General features: G+C 54.6%; 16 protein-coding genes and 2 tRNA genes. 5 read left to right on the plus strand and 13 right to left on the minus strand.

All coding sequences use genetic code 11. The features are described from left to right. Window positions 1-161: 161 nt before the first annotated feature. The 4 genes from ACKWJN_RS07275 to hemC are packed head-to-tail and all read left to right on the plus strand — an operon-like array spanning window position 162 to window position 4,426. On the plus strand, window positions 162-1,490 hold the full coding sequence (locus ACKWJN_RS07275) for a DUF3422 family protein (RefSeq protein ID WP_408595684.1): 1,329 nt from the start codon (window positions 162-164) through the stop codon (window positions 1,488-1,490). A 38-nt stretch (window positions 1,491-1,528) separates the two neighbouring features. Beyond that, window positions 1,529-2,437 carry an oxygen-dependent coproporphyrinogen oxidase gene (gene hemF, locus ACKWJN_RS07280; protein WP_408595685.1) on the plus strand — a complete coding sequence of 303 codons (909 nt, stop codon included), beginning with the start codon at window positions 1,529-1,531 and terminating at the stop codon, window positions 2,435-2,437. A 42-nt stretch (window positions 2,438-2,479) separates the two neighbouring features. Continuing rightward, window positions 2,480-3,481 carry a porphobilinogen synthase gene (gene hemB, locus ACKWJN_RS07285; RefSeq protein WP_408595686.1) on the plus strand — a complete coding sequence of 334 codons (1,002 nt, stop codon included), beginning with the start codon at window positions 2,480-2,482 and terminating at the stop codon, window positions 3,479-3,481. Window positions 3,482-3,496: 15 nt separating this feature from the next. Then, window positions 3,497-4,426 (plus strand): hydroxymethylbilane synthase, encoded by a 930-nt coding sequence (gene hemC / locus ACKWJN_RS07290; protein ID WP_408595687.1) that lies wholly within the window; start codon window positions 3,497-3,499, stop codon window positions 4,424-4,426. A gap of 35 nt (window positions 4,427-4,461) precedes the next feature. On the opposite strand, the gene ACKWJN_RS07295 is transcribed toward hemC, so the two are convergent. The 5 genes from ACKWJN_RS07295 to ACKWJN_RS07315 are packed head-to-tail and all read right to left on the minus strand — an operon-like array spanning window position 4,462 to window position 7,367. Further along, window positions 4,462-4,806: a TIGR03643 family protein gene (locus tag ACKWJN_RS07295; RefSeq protein ID WP_408595688.1), complete on the minus strand. Its 345-nt coding sequence runs from the start codon at window positions 4,804-4,806 to the stop codon at window positions 4,462-4,464. A gap of 46 nt (window positions 4,807-4,852) precedes the next feature. Next, on the minus strand, window positions 4,853-5,428 hold the full coding sequence (locus tag ACKWJN_RS07300; protein ID WP_408595689.1) for a YceI family protein: 576 nt from the start codon (window positions 5,426-5,428) through the stop codon (window positions 4,853-4,855). A gap of 21 nt (window positions 5,429-5,449) precedes the next feature. After that, window positions 5,450-6,019 (minus strand): YceI family protein, encoded by a 570-nt coding sequence (locus ACKWJN_RS07305; protein ID WP_408595690.1) that lies wholly within the window; start codon window positions 6,017-6,019, stop codon window positions 5,450-5,452. Next, a complete protein-coding gene (locus ACKWJN_RS07310; protein ID WP_408595691.1) occupies window positions 6,016-6,567 on the minus strand; it encodes a cytochrome b in 552 nt (183 codons plus the stop codon). Before ACKWJN_RS07310 ends, ACKWJN_RS07305 begins: the two co-directional genes overlap by 4 nt. Before the next feature lie 8 nt (window positions 6,568-6,575). Beyond that, on the minus strand, window positions 6,576-7,367 hold the full coding sequence (locus ACKWJN_RS07315; protein ID WP_408595692.1) for a DODA-type extradiol aromatic ring-opening family dioxygenase: 792 nt from the start codon (window positions 7,365-7,367) through the stop codon (window positions 6,576-6,578). 111 nt (window positions 7,368-7,478) lie between these two features. Here ACKWJN_RS07315 and ACKWJN_RS07320 point away from each other — a divergent pair, with 111 nt between their 5' ends. Beyond that, window positions 7,479-8,399, plus strand: a complete 921-nt coding sequence (locus ACKWJN_RS07320) for a LysR family transcriptional regulator (protein WP_408595693.1) — start codon at window positions 7,479-7,481, stop codon at window positions 8,397-8,399. Between the two features lie 111 nt (window positions 8,400-8,510). Here ACKWJN_RS07320 and ACKWJN_RS07325 read toward each other — a convergent pair. From ACKWJN_RS07325 to dnaE, 8 genes are all read right to left on the minus strand, one after another. Then, a tRNA-His gene (locus ACKWJN_RS07325) sits at window positions 8,511-8,586 on the minus strand. Window positions 8,587-8,599: 13 nt separating this feature from the next. Next, window positions 8,600-10,498: a SurA N-terminal domain-containing protein gene (locus ACKWJN_RS07330; protein ID WP_408595694.1), complete on the minus strand. Its 1,899-nt coding sequence runs from the start codon at window positions 10,496-10,498 to the stop codon at window positions 8,600-8,602. Window positions 10,499-10,566: 68 nt separating this feature from the next. Beyond that, a tRNA-Val gene (locus tag ACKWJN_RS07335) sits at window positions 10,567-10,642 on the minus strand. A gap of 16 nt (window positions 10,643-10,658) precedes the next feature. Further along, the gene (locus tag ACKWJN_RS07340) at window positions 10,659-10,931 is read right to left on the minus strand and encodes an HU family DNA-binding protein (RefSeq protein ID WP_100146174.1); all 273 of its coding nucleotides are present in this window, start codon (window positions 10,929-10,931) and stop codon (window positions 10,659-10,661) included. Window positions 10,932-11,163: 232 nt separating this feature from the next. Next, window positions 11,164-12,249 carry a tartrate dehydrogenase gene (locus ACKWJN_RS07345; protein WP_408595695.1) on the minus strand — a complete coding sequence of 362 codons (1,086 nt, stop codon included), beginning with the start codon at window positions 12,247-12,249 and terminating at the stop codon, window positions 11,164-11,166. A gap of 16 nt (window positions 12,250-12,265) precedes the next feature. Then, window positions 12,266-13,153: a DMT family transporter gene (locus ACKWJN_RS07350; RefSeq protein WP_408595696.1), complete on the minus strand. Its 888-nt coding sequence runs from the start codon at window positions 13,151-13,153 to the stop codon at window positions 12,266-12,268. A 3-nt stretch (window positions 13,154-13,156) separates the two neighbouring features. Then, entirely contained in the window at window positions 13,157-13,720 is a 564-nt protein-coding gene (gene pgsA / locus ACKWJN_RS07355; protein WP_408595697.1) for a CDP-diacylglycerol--glycerol-3-phosphate 3-phosphatidyltransferase, read from the minus strand. Window positions 13,721-13,725: 5 nt separating this feature from the next. Next, window positions 13,726-17,187, minus strand: a complete 3,462-nt coding sequence (dnaE, locus tag ACKWJN_RS07360) for a DNA polymerase III subunit alpha (protein ID WP_408595698.1) — start codon at window positions 17,185-17,187, stop codon at window positions 13,726-13,728. Between the last annotated feature and the right edge of the window lie 56 nt (window positions 17,188-17,243).

Here is a 17,243-nt window from a genome sequence, read left to right on the forward strand (position 1 = left end):
GCTCAAGCGGTTCAAGCAGCGGACAAAGCAGGTTGGTTTGCATCGATGGCCCGTACAGCTGACCCAGCTGCGGGCCAACCCCAGTTGTAACACATTGGGAACATGTGATACCGTCAACGCAAGTTGACGCCTAATTTCTGGCGCTCTCCATGGGTACGGGTATGAACCAGACATTGACCAGGTATTTGCCAGCTGACGATGCGCAACGCATTGTGCTGCACAACGAAATCCATACCCGACCATCAGCGACCTTCAAATTACCGGCCCTGATTGTTTACGTCGCCGTCTTGAACAAAGATGTGAGCAAAGAGTCGGAATTGGCTCATCTGCAAAAACTGGCGCTCAAGCAGGACCTGCCTTCCGATGGGGTCAAGAGCAGCTTTTTACAACTCCAGTGCGATGGTTACAAAGTCATCTGGGAACGACACACTGAATTCACCCGTTACACGATTTTTCAGTCACTTCCAGCGCACGCGCAGTGGGGCTGCCAGCTGCCAGAGCTCACACCCTCTGTCGCAACGGGCCCTCAGTGGTTGAGCGACATCCCCGGCGAGACCATCACCGCCATTCATCTCACCATGCTCAATGAAGGCATGCAAGATCCGGATGCATTTGCCAAAGCCAGGCTGTGGCTGGGAGAAGGCACGGTGATTGGGTCCAAGATGGGACGCGCATCGGATCACCAATCGCATTCACATTTGATGACCACCCTGCGCGTTGGAAGCGATGGGTTTGAACGCCTCTTGGTTTTGGCAGCGCCGGACACATCCGAAAACCGCTCTGGGCGTATTGCGCAACGACTGCTTGAACTGGAAACCTACCGGATCATGTCATTGCTCAGTTTGCCGCTGGCGAAATCCTTGGCTGCAAAGCTCACACAAAGTGAATTGAGACTGGTCGAAATCAACGATCGGCTTGAGAAAAAAATGAACAAGGACGAGCTGTTGCTTGACGATCTAGCGGCCTTGGCCGCACAAGTCGAAAGTACCACGGCTGAAAACAGTTTCCGGTTCTCTGCCGCTCGGGCCTACGATGCCATTGTTCAACAACGCATCGCGGAAATGCGCGAGCAACCACTGTCAGGCATCCAGACAGTCGGTGAATTCATGCAGCGACGCTTGGCCCCTGCGATGGCAACCGTCAATGCCACCTCTTTGCGGCTGTCTGCGCTTGCCGAACGCGTGGCACGCGCCAGCGACCTGTTGCGCACACGGGTGGACATTGCCAGCGAAAACTACAACCAACAACTGCTGGAAAAGCTCACCAAAGGCCAAGCCATGCAGTTGAGACTTCAAACCACCGTGGAAGGCCTGTCGATTGCGGCCATCTCCTACTACGTGGTCAGCTTGACCTTGTACATTGGCAAAGCTTTGCAGGCGTCAGGGGTGAATGTGTCGCCTGAAATTTTGGCGGGGTTTAGCACCCCTGTCGTTTTGTTTGTCTGCTGGCGAGTGATACAAAAAATCCACCGAAGCTTGCAAGACATTTGATTAATCAACAACACAACTCACGTCAAAGAAGGTGATTGATGGACACAAGTTCAGTGAAGAACTACCTCATCGGATTACAAGATCGCATCACAACAACCATCGAACACATGGATGGGAACAGCTTTCTGTCTGATGAGTGGAAAAAACCCCTCAGCGAGCCGTTGCAAGGTCAAGGCATCACCCGAATTCTAGAAAATGGCCATGTGTTTGAGCGCGCGGGATGTGGGTTTTCACATGTCACGGGACCTCGACTTCCACCTTCTGCCACCCACGCCAGGCCCGAGCTAGAGGGGGCACCATTCGAGGCGATGGGCGTGTCTTTGGTCTTTCATCCACACAACCCTTACGTGCCCACCGTGCACATGAATGTGCGGATGTTGTCGGCCCAAACCTCGGATGGCGACACCGTGGCATGGTTTGGCGGCGGCATGGACTTGACCCCTTATTACGGATTTGAGGAAGATGCCGTCCACTTTCATCAGACCTGTCACGATGCGCTCGCACCTCATGGCGCGCATTTGTACCCGCGCTTCAAAGCGTGGTGCGATGATTATTTCTGCTTGAAACATCGCAACGAGCAACGCGGAATCGGCGGTATTTTTTTCGATGACTTTTCAGAACTCGGCAGTGACAAAAGTTTTGCTGTTTTGCAAAGCGTCGGCGATGCTTTTCTGAAAGCTTATGTGCCGATCGTGGAGAAAAGAATTGACACACCCTTTGGCGAAAGAGAACGTGCACATCAACTCTACCGACGGGGTCGGTATGTTGAATTCAATTTGGTGTGGGATCGTGGCACCCACTTTGGTTTGCAGTCTGGCGGTCGAACCGAATCGATCTTGCTGTCGATGCCGCCCCTGGTGAGTTGGGCCTACCAACAGCAAGCACAGCCAGGAACGCCAGAGCACGAATTGATGCAACGCTTCATTGTGCGGCGTGATTGGCTTTGAATAGCCAAACAGTTGGCTTTCAACCTCTCCATTCATTCAACCATGACGACACCCTTTCCACTCAGTCGCCCACGACGTTTGCGCCGGGATGACTTCAGCAGAAGATTGGTTCGCGAACACGCGTTGAGCGCGAACGACTTGATCTATCCGGTATTTCTCCTTGAAGGGCAACACAGACGTGAGTCGGTTGCCTCTATGCCTGGGGTAGATCGCCTGAGCCTTGATCTGCTGATGCATGTGGCCGAGGAATGCGTGACATTAGGTATTCCTGTCATGGCCTTGTTTCCTGTCATCAGCAGTCAACTTAAAACGCCCGATGGCATGGAGGCGACGAACCCCAAGGGGTTGATTCCTCACGCAGTGGAAACACTTAAAAAACATTTCCCCACGCTCGGCATCATGACAGACATCGCGCTGGACCCTTACACCAGCCATGGTCAAGATGGCCTGCTGGACGACCACGGATATGTCTTGAATGACGAGACGGTTGAGGTGTTGACGCAACAAGCCGTCACGCATGCCAGATCAGGCGTTGACATCGTCGCCCCCAGTGACATGATGGATGGCCGAATTGGATGCATACGGCAAGCACTGGAGGATCAAAGGCTCATTCACACACGCATCATGGCTTACAGCGCCAAATATGCCAGCTCTTTTTACGGTCCATTCAGAGATGCGGTCGGCTCGTCTGCCAACCTAGGGCAAAGCGACAAAAAAACATACCAAATGGACCCCGGTAATTCTGATGAAGCATTGCGCGAGGTGGCACTCGACATCGCAGAAGGCGCCGACATGGTGATGGTCAAACCAGGCATGCCCTATTTGGACATCGTGCGTCGTGTCAAAGACGCGTTTCGAGTCCCTACATTTGCCTACCAAGTGTCTGGGGAATACGCCATGCTCAAAGCAGCCGCTCAAAACGGCTGGCTCAACCACGATGCGGTCATGATGGAAAGCCTGCTGGCCTTCAAACGCGCGGGTGCTGATGGCATCTTGACTTATTTTGCGATCGATGCTGCCAAACACTTGAAACAATCAAACTAACCAAACACAGCTCGAATGACCTCCAAACTCATCATTGCAACACGCGAAAGTCGCCTTGCCTTGTGGCAAGCCAATCACGTGAAAGCACTTCTAGAAATGCAAGGCCATGAAGTGTCACTTTTGGGCATGACCACCTTGGGCGATCAAATATTGGATCAACCACTGAGCAAAGTTGGGGGCAAAGGCCTCTTCATCAAAGAGCTGGAAGTCGCACTCGAAGACGGATCAGCGCACCTTGCTGTTCACTCTCTCAAAGATGTGCCCATGGAACTGCCCGATGGCTTTGCGCTGGCCTGCGTTCTCGAGCGAGAAGATCCTCGGGATGCATGGGTGTCCCCCCATCACGAAAGCCTCGAAAGCTTACCTGCAGGTGCTGTGGTCGGCACATCGAGCTTGAGAAGAACCGTTCTGATTCAAGCGCTAAGGCCCGATCTGAAAATTGAACCGTTGCGAGGCAACTTAGACACCCGACTGCGCAAATTAGACGAAGGGCAATATGCCGGAATTGTGCTGGCCAGTGCCGGTTTGAAAAGATTGGGATTGAAAGAGCGGATTCGCCACGCTTTTTCATTGGACGCCATGATTCCTGCTGCTGGACAAGGCGCCATAGGAATAGAAATTTGCGCCAATCGCCCAGACCTGGCCCACATACTGTCACGCTTGAACCACCTGCCAACTGCCGTTCGGGTGTATGCAGAACGAGGGGTCAGCCGCACCATGGGTGGAAGTTGCTCGATGCCCCTGGCAGCGCACGCCACTTTAGAAATGGGCACACTGTCCATTCATGCGGCATGGGGTGATCCACACCTCAAGACCACCGCCCTGATTCACGCACAAGAACAATGCACCCTAGATGTTTCAGCACCCGATGCGCTTTTGCAAGCGAGCGCATTGGGAGAACGGGTGGCACAACAGCTGATCACCCAAGGTGCCATCGCCTTTTAGGAATTGCGTCACAGCGATCATCCAAGTACCTTGCGTCAGCAATTTGCACGGCGGTGATTGGCCACCCAACGGTCTTCATATTTCATCTCGGGGCTTCTCAAAGCGCGATGCTTGGTGATACGCCCTTTCACGCGCATGCGCCATAGCCGAAATGACCTCGGACTCAGCTCATGGCGCATGAGGCCAATGACATCGGACTCAGACAATCCAACACGCTCTTGGATGGTCTCAAAGGATGTTCTGTCCTCCCAAGCCATCTGAATCACTGCGGATATATCTCCAGCAGAAAGGCGTGAAAGCCGTTGTGAGAATTTAACTGTCATGACCGGTGTTGAGGGTAGAAAGAGGGCTTGATCGTAGCGCTGAATGAAACCTCGCATCCCAATGCACGAAGATTCCTCTTGTTCTCAACAAGACGATGCGACCTTACTGAGCCATGGCTTCAATTGCGATGTCAATACGGACATCGTCACCCACATAGGGGGCATATTTACCGGCGTTGAATTCGCTGCGTTTGATCACAGTGAATGCATTCGCACCAAGCGCTGGTTTCTTCACCATGGGGTGAGGCATAGCCTGAAAGCTGGTAACCGTCAATGTCACTGACTTGGTCACACCTTTGATGGTGAGTTGCCCTTCAATGCTTTGTGGCTTGTCGCCTTCAAACACTACTTTCGTAGACTTGAACGCGGCTTGAGGAAACTTAGCCGTATCCAAGAAGTCCTCGCCTTGGATGTGTTCGTTGAAGTCAGCAAAACCAGTACTGACAGATTTCATATCGATGACGATGTCCACCGAGCCTTTTTTGGCTTCGGCATCAAACACCACTTTGCCAGTGGTTTTGCTGAAGCTGCTCAATTGTGTGGAGTAACCAAAGTGTGAGTACGAGAAACGTGGAAAGGTATGCGTACCATCCACGCCGTAGGTCACAGGTGCGGCCACCGCAGCTGCCAATGCGCCAGTGAATGCCAAAGCGGCGGCGATGCGTTTGATTGATTTCATTTGAAAGTTCCTTTTGAAAAGTTATTTGCCAGAAATGGCGGTGAGTTGAAAATTAACTTGGATGTCGTTGGCCACCACATCAAATTTGGCCCATAGGCCTTCGCCAATGGCAAAGTCAGCGCGGCGCATGATGAAACCGCCACTGAACACGGCGGTGCTGCCTTGTGCGATCAGCTTGAGTGGGAAATTAACGTCTTGGCTTTTGCCCTTAATAGTGAGCACGCCTGTCACGTCAAACTGGTTGGCCCCCGTAGCTTTGATTTGTTTGGCCACAAACGTGGCTTTGGGAAAAGCTTTGACGTTGAACCATGTTTTACTGACCACTTCGTCATCCGCGTCGGATGAACCGGCATCAATACTGGCGAGGTCGATGTCAAAGTCTGCCTTGGCCGCAGCAGGCTTGGCAGGATCGAAGTTGAGCTGGGCTGCAAACTTCTTGAAGTGCCCCTCCATGGTCACGCCCATTTGTTTGTATTGAAACGTGACTTTGCTTTTCTCGGCCTGAATAGCCTTGTATTCCACGGCACTTGCGGTCATGGCCACAGCCATGGTTAACACGGCGCTGAGTAAAAAGGTCGTGTGGTGTTTCATGTGTTGTCCTTCGGTGTGCTGCGTGTGGGCAGCATGCGTTTCAAAATATCGTCTTGATCAATCCAGTGGTGCTTCAGGGCGGCGGCCACATGGCCTGCCAACAAGAACAGCAGTACCCAGTTAAGCGCCTCATGGACCTCTTGGAGCAAGTGGCCCAACTCTTTGTCTTTCGCCAACAAATCGGGCAAAGGCAGCACGCCAAACCAAACGGTGGGCACGCCTTTGGCAGAACTCATCAACCAGCCCGAGACAGGAATCACGATCATCAAACCGTACAAAGCTGCATGGCCCAAATGCGCTACACCCTTGACCAACGGCGACATCGTGCGGGGGTAAGCAGGCGGGGTGTTGAGCACACGCCACAGCAAACGCAGCCACACGAGCACGAACACGCTCACACCGGCCCATTTGTGCCACGCGTAGTACTGCAGTTTTTCAGGCGACAAAGGCATGTCGGTCATCACAAAGCCCAACGCGATGAGGCCTGCAAACACAAGCGCCATGCCCCAATGGAACAGTTTGGCAAGGGCGGTGTAAGTCGTACGCATCTGGATCCTTAATGCACGAAGGCATAGCCATCCATGGCGATGACGTAGTCACTCACGCCACGGTAAAAAGCTTGAGGGGTGGCACCAGGACCTGCGGCGCCCAACGCCACATACAAAGGCAACAAATGGTCTTCACTCGGATGGGCTTGCCGGCCTTCGACCGAATGTTGGCGGTAGTTGAGCAAGGCACCCACATCATGGGCGTTTAATTTCTCAAACACCCAATCAGCAAACTGATGCACATAGGCCGGCGTTTGGCCATGGGTCGATGCCGCCACATGCCAGTCGCGCAAGTTGTGCGTGATATTGCCGGAGGCAATCACCCAAATGTTTTTCTCCGCCAACACCGACAGGGCTTGGCCTACGCGAAACGCGTGCTCGGGGCCTGCATGTGTTTGCATGGACAAGGGAACGATGGGCGCATCGGCATCGGGGAACATTTGACGCAAGGGTTGCCACGCGCCGTGGTCTAAGCCGTGTTGGCTACTGTCGTCTACTTCCATGCCTGCGTTGCGCAACGCAGTGGCCACCTCGTTGGCCACTTCTGGGCAGCCCGTGGCTGGGTATTGAATTTTGTACAACGCTTCAGGAAAACCATCAAAGTCGTGGATGGTTTCCAACTGCGTGGCCACGCTGACGGTGGGGATGCGGGTGACCCAATGCGGACTCAACACAACGATCGCACGCGGGGTGGGCAGCTTTTGCACCAACTCCGACATGGCTGCCCCCGCAGCACCTGGGTTCAGGGCAAATGTGGGAGCGCCATGCGGCACAAAGAGGACATTGCAAAAGGTCTGCATACGATTTATTGGGTTTGGAGCACGTAATGTAGAAATGATTCACGAATAGAAAAAGCACCCAATCTTTAATTATTTGTTGCAAAATTAGCAACAATGGACAAACTCAACGCAATGCAACTTTTCGTGCGCGTGGCCGAGACCGGTAGCTTCACGGCCGTGGCTGACCAACTGGATGTGGCGCGCTCGGTCGTGACCCGGCAAATCTCGGCGCTTGAAAAACAATTGGGCATCAAGCTGATGACGCGCAGCACGCGCAGTCTCACCCTCACCACGGCTGGTTCGGCCTACCTTGAGAAATGCCGCGTCATCTTGAACATGGTGGATGCCGCCGAATCAAGCTTGATCGAAGAAAAAACGGAACCGCGTGGTCGCATCCGTTTAGGCCTGCCTTTGAGTTTTGGTCTGCAACGCCTCATGCCTGCACTGCTGGAATTTGCACAAGCGCATTCGCACATTGAATTGGTGATGGATTTCTCTGACCGGCGCAGTAAGCTGATTGAAGAAGGCATTGATTTGTCTATTCGCATCACCAGCCGTTTAGAGCCGGGCGACATCGTGCGTAAATTGGGTGAGTCACGTTTGCTCACGGTGGCGTCGCCCCAATACTTGGCAAAGCACAGCTACCCCAAGCACCCACGCGATTTGGCACAGCACGCGTGCTTGGTGTACTCGCAAGACTTTCAATCTACCTCGTGGGGCTACAGCTCAAAAGACGGCGATATGAAGGTGACCATTCGCCCACGCTTAGCAGCTAACAATGGCGAAGCATTGCTGCAAGCCTCGGCACAAGGTCTAGGCATCACACGTCCCCCAGACTTCATGGCTCAACCCTATTTAGACAACGGAAATGTGGTTGCAGTCTTGTCGAAGTTTGAGCCCTTGCCACTGGGCATTTATGCGGTGCTACCCAGCAACCGCTACATCCCACACCGTGTGTCCGTGTTGATTGATTTTCTTGAGTCAGCGTTAAGAGGCAAACACCCAAGAATCGCCGCCAAGAAGGCACATGAGTCAAATTGGAACACCAGCTGAAATCGCTTGACATGGCTGATTCAGGTTCAATCTGTCTTACACCCGCCCTGACATCGGATCAGAAACAAAAACGCCCTAGAAACCGAAAAGGTCGCTAGGGCGCATGCATATTGGGGTGGCTGATGGGGCTCGAACCCACGACAACAGGAATCACAATCCTGGACTCTACCAACTGAGCTACAGCCACCGTAGAGGCGAAATTATAACCGAGGAGTTTTGATCTCTACCTTGAATTTTTCTTTCAGCATGCCGTAATAAGCCAAGCCTTCGGCCGAGGCCCACCACTGCGCATATTGGGCGCGCTCACGGTCTCGGTTTTGAACTGCAGCCGCGTCACGCGGCACAATTTTTTCAACCTTCACCACAGCGTATCCACTGGTCCCCAAGTCAACGCCCACCCATGCCGGTAGTTTTTGAACGTCTGCCCGCAATGCGGCTTCGATCAAGACCGAGGGCTGTTGCTGGGTTTGTTCACGAGAAATCAGCACGGCAGCAGGCAGCTTGGCAGACTCTGCGTTTGCCTTCCACTCAGCGAGTTTCGCTAAACCTTCTTGTCGGGCTCGTTGAGCCGATTGTTCAGCCACCAGTTGTTGGCGCACCCGCACTTTGACATCGTCGAAAGGCATGGTGCGCACGGGGCTGTACTGTGTGACGCGAGCGGCAGCCAGTTGGTTGGGGCCAATTTCAACCGCCTCGGTGTTGCGTTTTTTCTCAACCGAATCATTGGTAAAGACAGCCGCCAGCAACTTGGGGTTGTTCAACGGTGCCGTCGTGGTGGCCAGCGGTTCTCGCGCCAAGCCTTTGGCCGTCAACACCTCCAACTTCAAGCGGTCAGCCGCAGGCTTCAAACTGTCAGACTGCTCGTACACCATGTTGGTGAACTGCTCAGCAGCTTCGGCAAACTTGCGTTGCGCCAACTGGCGACGAACCTCAACTTCAAGTCCTGCACGCTGCTCATCAAAACTCTTGGTTTTGGGCTGCTTGATGTCGGTCAAGCGAATGATGTGAAAGCCAAACTCCGTTTCCACCACGGCGCTGGTTTCGCCTTTCTTCAAGGCAAAGGCCACATCTTCAAAGGCCTTGACCATGGCACCGCGTGCAAAGAAATCCAAGTCCCCGCCTTTGGCAGCAGAGCCTGGGTCTTGAGAGTTTTTACGAGCCAATTCAGCAAACTTGTCTGGCGACTGTTGAATCACGGCCAACAATTCTTGCGCTTTGTTGCGCACTTTGTCACGCTCCGCAGCAGGTGCAGATTTGTCTGCCGCCAACAAGATGTGGCTGACACGGCGTTCTTCCAAGGCAGCCAAGCGCGTTTGGTTTTGTTCAAAATAGCTTTTAAGTTCGGCCTCAGGCACCACAATGCCTTTTTGCACCGAGGCCAAGTCGAGCACCACATACTCCACATCGGCTCTTTCTGGCGACTGAAAAAGCTCTGCATGCGATTTGTAATAGGCCTGTAACTCCTCATCACTGGGGTTGACTTTGGACACAAAGTCGGCCGCAGCAAATCGGGCCACTTGAACTTGCCGCTGTTCATAGAAAGCATTGACCGTCACATCCGCCAAAGAAGCAGGTGCAAAGCTGGTCATTCCCACACCGGCCATCACTTGACGTGCGGCCAAGTCGGCACGCACCTGATTTTCAAACGTCTCTGGGGTCATGCCTTGGCTGCCCAGCAGTTGTTTGTAGCGATCCATGTCAAGCGAACCATCGGCGCGACGCAAAGCGGCAATGGTGGGGTTTTGCTGCAACTCGATGGCCAAACGCTGATCGCTAGAGCCCAAGCGCAACTCCTGGGCAGCAACTTGCAACAAGCGGTCGCGGACCAAACGCTCTAAGGTGCTGAACTTGGCTTGGGGCGTATCGAACAGTTTGACATCGACACCCGGCATGCTGGCACGCATGCGCTCAACTTGTGCGCGGTGTGCGTTGTCCCACTCCGACTGGGTGATTTCTTGGCCGTTGACATGCGCCACAGCTTCGCCTTTTTCGCGAAAGCGGTTGTAGCCATCGATGCCAAACAAAACGAAGGAAGGAAAGATCAGCAGGAACAGCAGAAACTGCATGATCCGGGTGTGGCGACGAACAAAATCAAACATGCGGTGAACTCAACGTGCTTGGGGTATCAATAAAAAAGGCGAACTGTTGTGTTCGCCTTGTTCGGAAGTGGTGGGTGCTGACGGGGTCGAACCGCCGACCTACTGCGTGTAAGGCAGCCGCTCTGCCAACTGAGCTAAGCACCCATCCTTGATCCGAAGATCAGTTCAACGCATCCTTGAGGCCTTTACCTGGACGGAACTTAGGCACCTTGGCAGCTTTGATTTTGATCGCAGCGCCAGTACGGGGGTTACGGCCCGTGCGTGCAGCACGTTTGCCCACAGCAAAAGTACCGAAGCCCACCAAAGACACTGTGCCGCCTTTTTTCAAGGTGGTTTTCACAGCACCAATTGTGGATTCCAAGGCGCGCGTGGCAGCAGCTTTGGAAATATCGGCATGCTTGGCAATGTGCTCAATCAGTTCAGTCTTATTCACAAAAAACCCCTCTCAATGAGATGTGATGTTGATCAAAATTTGCAGCCCGTACATTCCAAGAACAACGCAGATGGTTTCTTGAAATTGACTGCGTTAGCAGTGACGCTGGTCTTGGCATTAGAGCCATGGCCTGGGCGGCTGTCAATCAGACAAACACCCGGCAAACGCAGCGTGGCAGCGGATTCTAGTCGCTTTTTTGATTGATAAAGGTAAAGCAGAGTCGACACGCCGCTCACAAAACTTCAGCAATGGCTTTACCCACATCACGGGTGCATGCAGTGCCTCCAATGTCAGGCGTTTTAGGTGCACCGCTCTTTGGATCTAATACTTTTTCAATCGCAGCCAGCACGGCATCGTGCGCATCTTTGTGACCTAAAAACTCCAACATCATGGCGCCACACCAAATTTGACCAATTGGATTGGCCAAGCCTTTGCCCGCAATGTCGGGGGCAGATCCGTGCACTGGTTCAAACAAGGACGGAAATTTGCCTTCGGGGTTCAAGTTGGCGCTCGGTGCAATGCCAATGGTGCCGGTACAAGCAGGCCCCAAGTCACTCAAGATGTCGCCAAACAAATTGCTGGCCACCACCACATCAAAAAAATCAGGGCGCTGCACAAAGTGTGCGGTCAAGATGTCGATGTGGAATTTGTCCACGTTGATGTCGGGATAGCCCTTGGCCATTTCCACCACACGCTCATCCCAGTAAGGCATGGTGATCGCAATGCCGTTGGATTTGGTGGCGCTGGTCAAATGCTTTTTAGGCCGACTTTGCGCCAACTCAAAAGCGAACTTCAGCACGCGGTCTACGCCAATGCGCGACATCACCGTCTCTTGCATCACGATTTCGCGCTCGGTACCAGGGTACATGCGCCCACCAATGCTGGAGTACTCGCCTTCGGTGTTTTCACGCACGATGTACATGTCAATCTCACCCGGCTGGCGTGGCGTGCCATCGCGACGCACCACCGGGGCAATGATGCCGGGCATCAAACGCGCGGGGCGCAAGTTGATGTACTGGTCAAACTCGCGACGAAACAGCAACAACGAGCCCCACAGCGACACATGGTCGGCAATTTTTTCTGGCCAACCCACCGCACCAAAGTAAATGGCATCGTGGCCGCCGATCTGGTCTTTCCAGTTGTCGGGCAACATCTGGCCGTGCTTTTCGCAATAGTCCCAGCTTGAAAAATCGAAATGGTCAAACTTCAAATCGAGACCAAATTTGCGCGCAGCAGCATCCATCACGCGCAAACCTTCGGGCATCACTTCTTTGCCAATGCCGTCGCCCGCAATGACTGCAATTCGTTTTTGACTCATCTTGAACCTTTAAAAATCAAGCCACAATTTTAGGTGGACGCACCACCAAACTCACACCCAACGCGGTCAAGGCGATGCCGGCGATTGTCACGAAGGTGATCGCTTCGTCAAACAAAAACCAAGCGATCACCGCCGTGGTGGGCGGCACCAAATACATCAAGCTTGTCACTGCAGCAGCCGCGCCGCGCTGAATCAACATGTAAAGCAAAGAGCTGCCCCCCAAGGTCAAGCCCACAACAGACCAAGCCATCGCACCCATCATCTCAACATTCCATTGCGCAGTCTCGGTCTCTAACCAAGCCAAGGGCAGCGTGACGCACAGCGCTGCCACCAACTGAACAGTGTTGGCACTGCGCACATCACACGGAGTGACGAAACGTTTTTGGTACAAGGTGCCAGTGGTGATCGACAGCAAAGCCATGGTGGCCATGGTCACGCTCCAAACGCTCACTTCTACCCCACCCTCGAATTTGCGCGCCAACACCAACGCCAAGCCTATGAAGCCCAGTGACAAGCCCAACCATTGACGACGCGACACATGGCCGCCGCGCGAGGACAACCACACCGCCGTCAACACCGGTTGCAACCCAACGATCAAGGCGGACAGGCCCGACCCCATGCCGACCTTGACCGCAGCCCACACGCCCCCCAAATACCCGGCATGCATGAACACACCCGTCACGGCCAGATGCAGCCATTGCAACCGGCCTTGCGGCCATTGCACACCGCTGAGACGAATCCAAACCAAAAAACAGGTGATTGAAAAAAAGTAGCGCCAGGCTAAAAAAGTAAACGGCGGCGAATTGGGCATGCCGTAGCGAGCCACGATAAAGCCGGTGCTCCAGATGACCACAAACACCCAAGGCATGGCACGCAGCCAAGCGGCATTGCGTTCGTCGGTCATGGTTTATTTGGCGTGCTGCAAGATATCTGGCCAGGCTTTTTGCAGGTAATACACCATCGACCAAACGGTCAACACCCCCGCAATCCAAATCAACACCAAGCCCCACAGCGCTGTGTCGATGACGCCAAATAACGTGCCATCGAACAGCAAAAACGGAATCGCCACCATCTGCACCGTTGTCTTGAGTTTGCCCAACACGTGCACAGCCACACTGCGCGAGGCGCCGATTTGCGCCATCCACTCCCGCAAGGCCGAAATGGCAATCTCACGACCGATGATGATCAAGGCCACCAACACATCGGCGCGCCCCAGGTGAACCAGCACCAACAAACTGGCACACACCAAAAATTTATCGGCCACGGGGTCTAAGAAGGCGCCAAAGGCAGAGGTTTGGTTGAGCTTGCGTGCCAGGTAGCCGTCCAACCAATCGGTCAAAGCAAACACCACAAACATGACGGTGGCCCACAGGTTCTGATCCGCCTTGTCCATTGGCAAATAAAACAAACCCACGATCAGCGGTATCGCCACGATGCGGGTCAAGGTCATCAGAGTTGGAATGGTCCACATAGGCGTCACTCGTAAACGATTTGGGCCTGCCCCTGATGGGCCTGGGCCATCCAGCTGGCCAAGGCCGCATCGCTGGGAAAAAATTTGGCGTTCTCGCCCAGCTGAACTTCAGCCTTGGCGCCCTCACGCAACACGCGCAAGCGTACACCCATGCCACGCACCAACTCGCCTTGTTCCGACTGCTCGACCTTGGCGGGGTGTTCGCGCAACAAACGTGCGATGTCTGGGGCCGAGCCATTGACCCACACACGCAGGTACTTGCCAAAGCGACAACGGGCTTGGCCCAAGTCCCACACCTGGGTGATTGAAAACCGCAAGCCTCCCGAGAAACGATCTGGTGTGGCCTTGCCCATGACAATCACCAACTCATCGTCTTTCAAGGTGTTGCGGTAAGTGTTGATGGTGGCCTCGTCGGCGGTGGCTTCAATCACGGCCGATTTGTCGTCGAGCTTGAAGATGGCCAACTTGCCGCGTTGCCCGTTGATGACCCGCATGTCACTCACAATGCCCGCCAACAACTGTGGCTCACGCGAGTCCATCAGGTTTTCTACACGCTGCTTGACGAACTGACGCACCTCACGCTCAACCTCGTCAAACAAGTGGCCTGAAATGTAAAAACCCAAAGCCACTTTCTCGTGCGTCAAACGTTCTTTGACACCCCAAGGCAAGGCCTCCACCAAATCCGGCTCTTGCGTGCTCGACCCGTGGGTGTCCTCACCCATCATGTCAAACAAGCCACCTTGGTTGGCATTGGCCTCGCTGGCACTGGCAAAGTCAAACGCGCGTTCCACGCTGGCCAGCAGAGCTGCACGGTTCAAATGCAAGTTGTCAAACGCACCGGCTTTGATCAGTACCTCCACCGTGCGCTTGTTCAAGCGGCTGCGGTCCACGCGGCGGCAAAAATCGAACAAGCTGGTGAAAGGGCCCTCCGCCTCGCGTGCGGCGACGATGGCCTCAATCGCTTGCTGCCCCGAACCCTTGATGGCGCCCAGGCCATAACGAATCACTTTGTCTGAAATCGGTTCAAAGCGGTAGGCACCGCGGTTGACGTCGGGCGACTCGAACGACAAGCCCATCTTCTGCGCATCTTCAAACAAGACCTTGAGCTTGTCCGTGTCGTCCATCTCCACCGTCATGTTGGCGCAGAAAAACTCGGCCGTGTAATGGACCTTCAACCAACCCGTGTGATAGGCCAGCAAAGAGTAGGCGGCGGCGTGCGACTTGTTGAAGCCGTAGCCCGCAAACTTCTCCATCAAGTCAAAAATCTCGTCGGCTTTTTCTTGAGGTATGTTGTTCTTGGCCGCACCGGCACGGAAGATTTCGCGGTGCTCGGCCATCTCTTCGGCCTTCTTCTTGCCCATGGCGCGGCGCAGCAAATCGGCGCCGCCCAGAGAGTAACCGCCCAAAATCTGCGCCGTTTGCATCACCTGCTCTTGGTAGACCATGATGCCGTAGGTCTCCGACAACATCTCTGACACCAAGGGGTGCGGGTACTCAATTTCTTCGCGTCCGTGCTTGCGCGCCACAAAGCTGGGGATCAGGTCCATCGGGCCCGGGCGGTACAAGGCGTTGAGCGCGATCAGGTCTTCCAGGCGGGTCGGACGCGCATCGCGCAACATGCCTTGCATGCCGCGACTTTCAAACTGGAACACGGCTTCGGTTTTGCCGTCTTGGAACAAGCGGTACGTCGCCGCATCGTTGAGCGGAATGTTTTCAAACGCGAAGTCTTCTTGGCCTTTGTGACGGTGGATGATGAACTCGCGCGCAATCTCCAAAATGGTGAGCGTGGCCAAGCCCAAAAAGTCGAACTTCACCAAGCCAGCAGCTTCGACGTCGTCTTTGTCGTACTGGCTCACCGCCGAGCCGCTGCCCGGCTGTTGGTACAACGGGCAAAAGTCAGTCAACTTACCCGGCGCAATCAACACGCCACCCGCGTGCATGCCCACGTTGCGCGTCATGCCTTCGAGCTTTTGCGCCAGCGCCAGCAAGGTTTTGACTTCGTCTTCTTTGTCCAGCCGCTCGGCCAAGATGGGCTCGGCCTCAATGGCCCCTGCAATCGTGATGTGCTGCCCTGGTTTGTTCGGAATGAGTTTGCTGATGCCGTCGCAAAAGGTGTAGCTCATGTCCAGCACACGCCCCACGTCACGGATGGCGGCACGCGCCGCCATGGTGCCGAAGGTGGCAATCTGGCTCACCGCATCACGACCGTACTTGTCTTTCACATAGTCGATCACACGGTCGCGGTTGGTCTGGCAAAAGTCAATGTCGAAGTCGGGCATCGACACCCGCTCGGGGTTCAAGAACCGCTCGAACAGCAAGTTGTATTGCAGCGGGTCCAAGTCGGTGATCTTGAGCGCATAGGCCACCAACGACCCGGCGCCCGAACCACGGCCCGGCCCTACGGGACAGCCGTTTTTCTTGGCCCAGTTGATGAAGTCGCCCACGATCAAAAAGTAGCCCGGAAAGCCCATCTTCAAAATCGTGCCGATCTCAAACTCCAACCGCTCCACATAGCGTGGGCGCTCTTTGTCTCGCACAGCCACATCGGGGTACAGATGGGCCAAGCGTTCTTCCAGCCCTTCGTGCGAGGCAAACCGGAAATACTCGTCAATCGGCATGCCGTTGGGCGTGGGGTAATTGGGCAGCTGAGGCTTGCCCAGCGACAGTGTGAGGTTGCAGCGGCGTGCAATCTCCACCGTGTTGGCCAAGGCCGATGGCACATCGGCAAACAAGGCCTGCATTTCGGCCGATGACTTGAAGTACTGATCCCGGGTGAAGCGTCGCACACGACGCTGGTTGCCCAAAATCTCGCCCTCCGAAATACACACCCGCGCCTCATGGGCCTCGTAGTCGTCAGGCAAAGTGAACTGCACCGGATGCGTGGCCACCACCGGCAAGCTCAGGCGGGCAGCCAACTGCACCGCGGCCAACACATGGGCTTCGTCTTCGGGTCGCCCCGCGCGTTGCAACTCCACATAAAAGCGGTGCGGAAAAATACCCGCCAACTGCAACGCCACTTCGCTGGCCCGCGTGGTGTCGCCTTGGACCAAGGCCTGCCCCAAAGCGCCCGCTTGGGCGCCAGACAAAGCAATCAAACCCTGCGAGAGTTCTTGCAACCATTCCAGCTTGATGACGCCCACCGCCTTGATGACGTTTTGCGTCCATCCACGGCTGATCAACTCGCACAAATTCAGGTAACCCTGGTGGTTTTGCACCAGCAAAATCATGCGCGAGGTCTGTGCCGCGTCTTGGGTCAAGCTTTCCAGAAAAATTTCTGCGCCCACCACAGGCTTGACGCCTTTGCCACGCGTCTCTTTGTAAAACTTGATGGCACCGTACAAGTTGTTGAGGTCGGTGATGGCCAGCGCGGGCTGTTCGTCAGCGGCAGCGGCTTTCACAATCTCGTCGATGCGGTTGGTTCCATCGACGACAGAAAACTCGGTGTGAAGGCGCAGGTGAACAAACATGCGCCAGATTGTAGGGATTGAAACTGGATTCAAGCGTCTCAGCCGCATCTTTAAAA

Source organism: Limnohabitans sp. (assembly GCF_046052825.1).
In the GTDB taxonomy this organism is placed as follows: domain Bacteria; phylum Pseudomonadota; class Gammaproteobacteria; order Burkholderiales; family Burkholderiaceae_C; genus Limnohabitans.

Coding starts and splice junctions, on each gene's coding strand:
- ACKWJN_RS07275 (WP_408595684.1), top strand. CDS start 162: ATGAACCAGACATTGACCAGGTATTTGCCAGCTGACGATGCGCAACGC.
- hemF (WP_408595685.1), top strand. CDS start 1,529: ATGGACACAAGTTCAGTGAAGAACTACCTCATCGGATTACAAGATCGC.
- hemB (WP_408595686.1), top strand. CDS start 2,480: ATGACGACACCCTTTCCACTCAGTCGCCCACGACGTTTGCGCCGGGAT.
- hemC (WP_408595687.1), top strand. CDS start 3,497: ATGACCTCCAAACTCATCATTGCAACACGCGAAAGTCGCCTTGCCTTG.
- ACKWJN_RS07295 (WP_408595688.1), bottom strand. CDS start 4,806: ATGCGAGGTTTCATTCAGCGCTACGATCAAGCCCTCTTTCTACCCTCA.
- ACKWJN_RS07300 (WP_408595689.1), bottom strand. CDS start 5,428: ATGAAATCAATCAAACGCATCGCCGCCGCTTTGGCATTCACTGGCGCA.
- ACKWJN_RS07305 (WP_408595690.1), bottom strand. CDS start 6,019: ATGAAACACCACACGACCTTTTTACTCAGCGCCGTGTTAACCATGGCT.
- ACKWJN_RS07310 (WP_408595691.1), bottom strand. CDS start 6,567: ATGCGTACGACTTACACCGCCCTTGCCAAACTGTTCCATTGGGGCATG.
- ACKWJN_RS07315 (WP_408595692.1), bottom strand. CDS start 7,367: ATGCAGACCTTTTGCAATGTCCTCTTTGTGCCGCATGGCGCTCCCACA.
- ACKWJN_RS07320 (WP_408595693.1), top strand. CDS start 7,479: ATGCAACTTTTCGTGCGCGTGGCCGAGACCGGTAGCTTCACGGCCGTG.
- ACKWJN_RS07330 (WP_408595694.1), bottom strand. CDS start 10,498: ATGTTTGATTTTGTTCGTCGCCACACCCGGATCATGCAGTTTCTGCTG.
- ACKWJN_RS07345 (WP_408595695.1), bottom strand. CDS start 12,249: ATGAGTCAAAAACGAATTGCAGTCATTGCGGGCGACGGCATTGGCAAA.
- ACKWJN_RS07350 (WP_408595696.1), bottom strand. CDS start 13,153: ATGACCGACGAACGCAATGCCGCTTGGCTGCGTGCCATGCCTTGGGTG.
- pgsA (WP_408595697.1), bottom strand. CDS start 13,720: ATGTGGACCATTCCAACTCTGATGACCTTGACCCGCATCGTGGCGATA.
- dnaE (WP_408595698.1), bottom strand. CDS start 17,187: ATGTTTGTTCACCTGCGCCTTCACACCGAGTTTTCTGTCGTCGATGGA.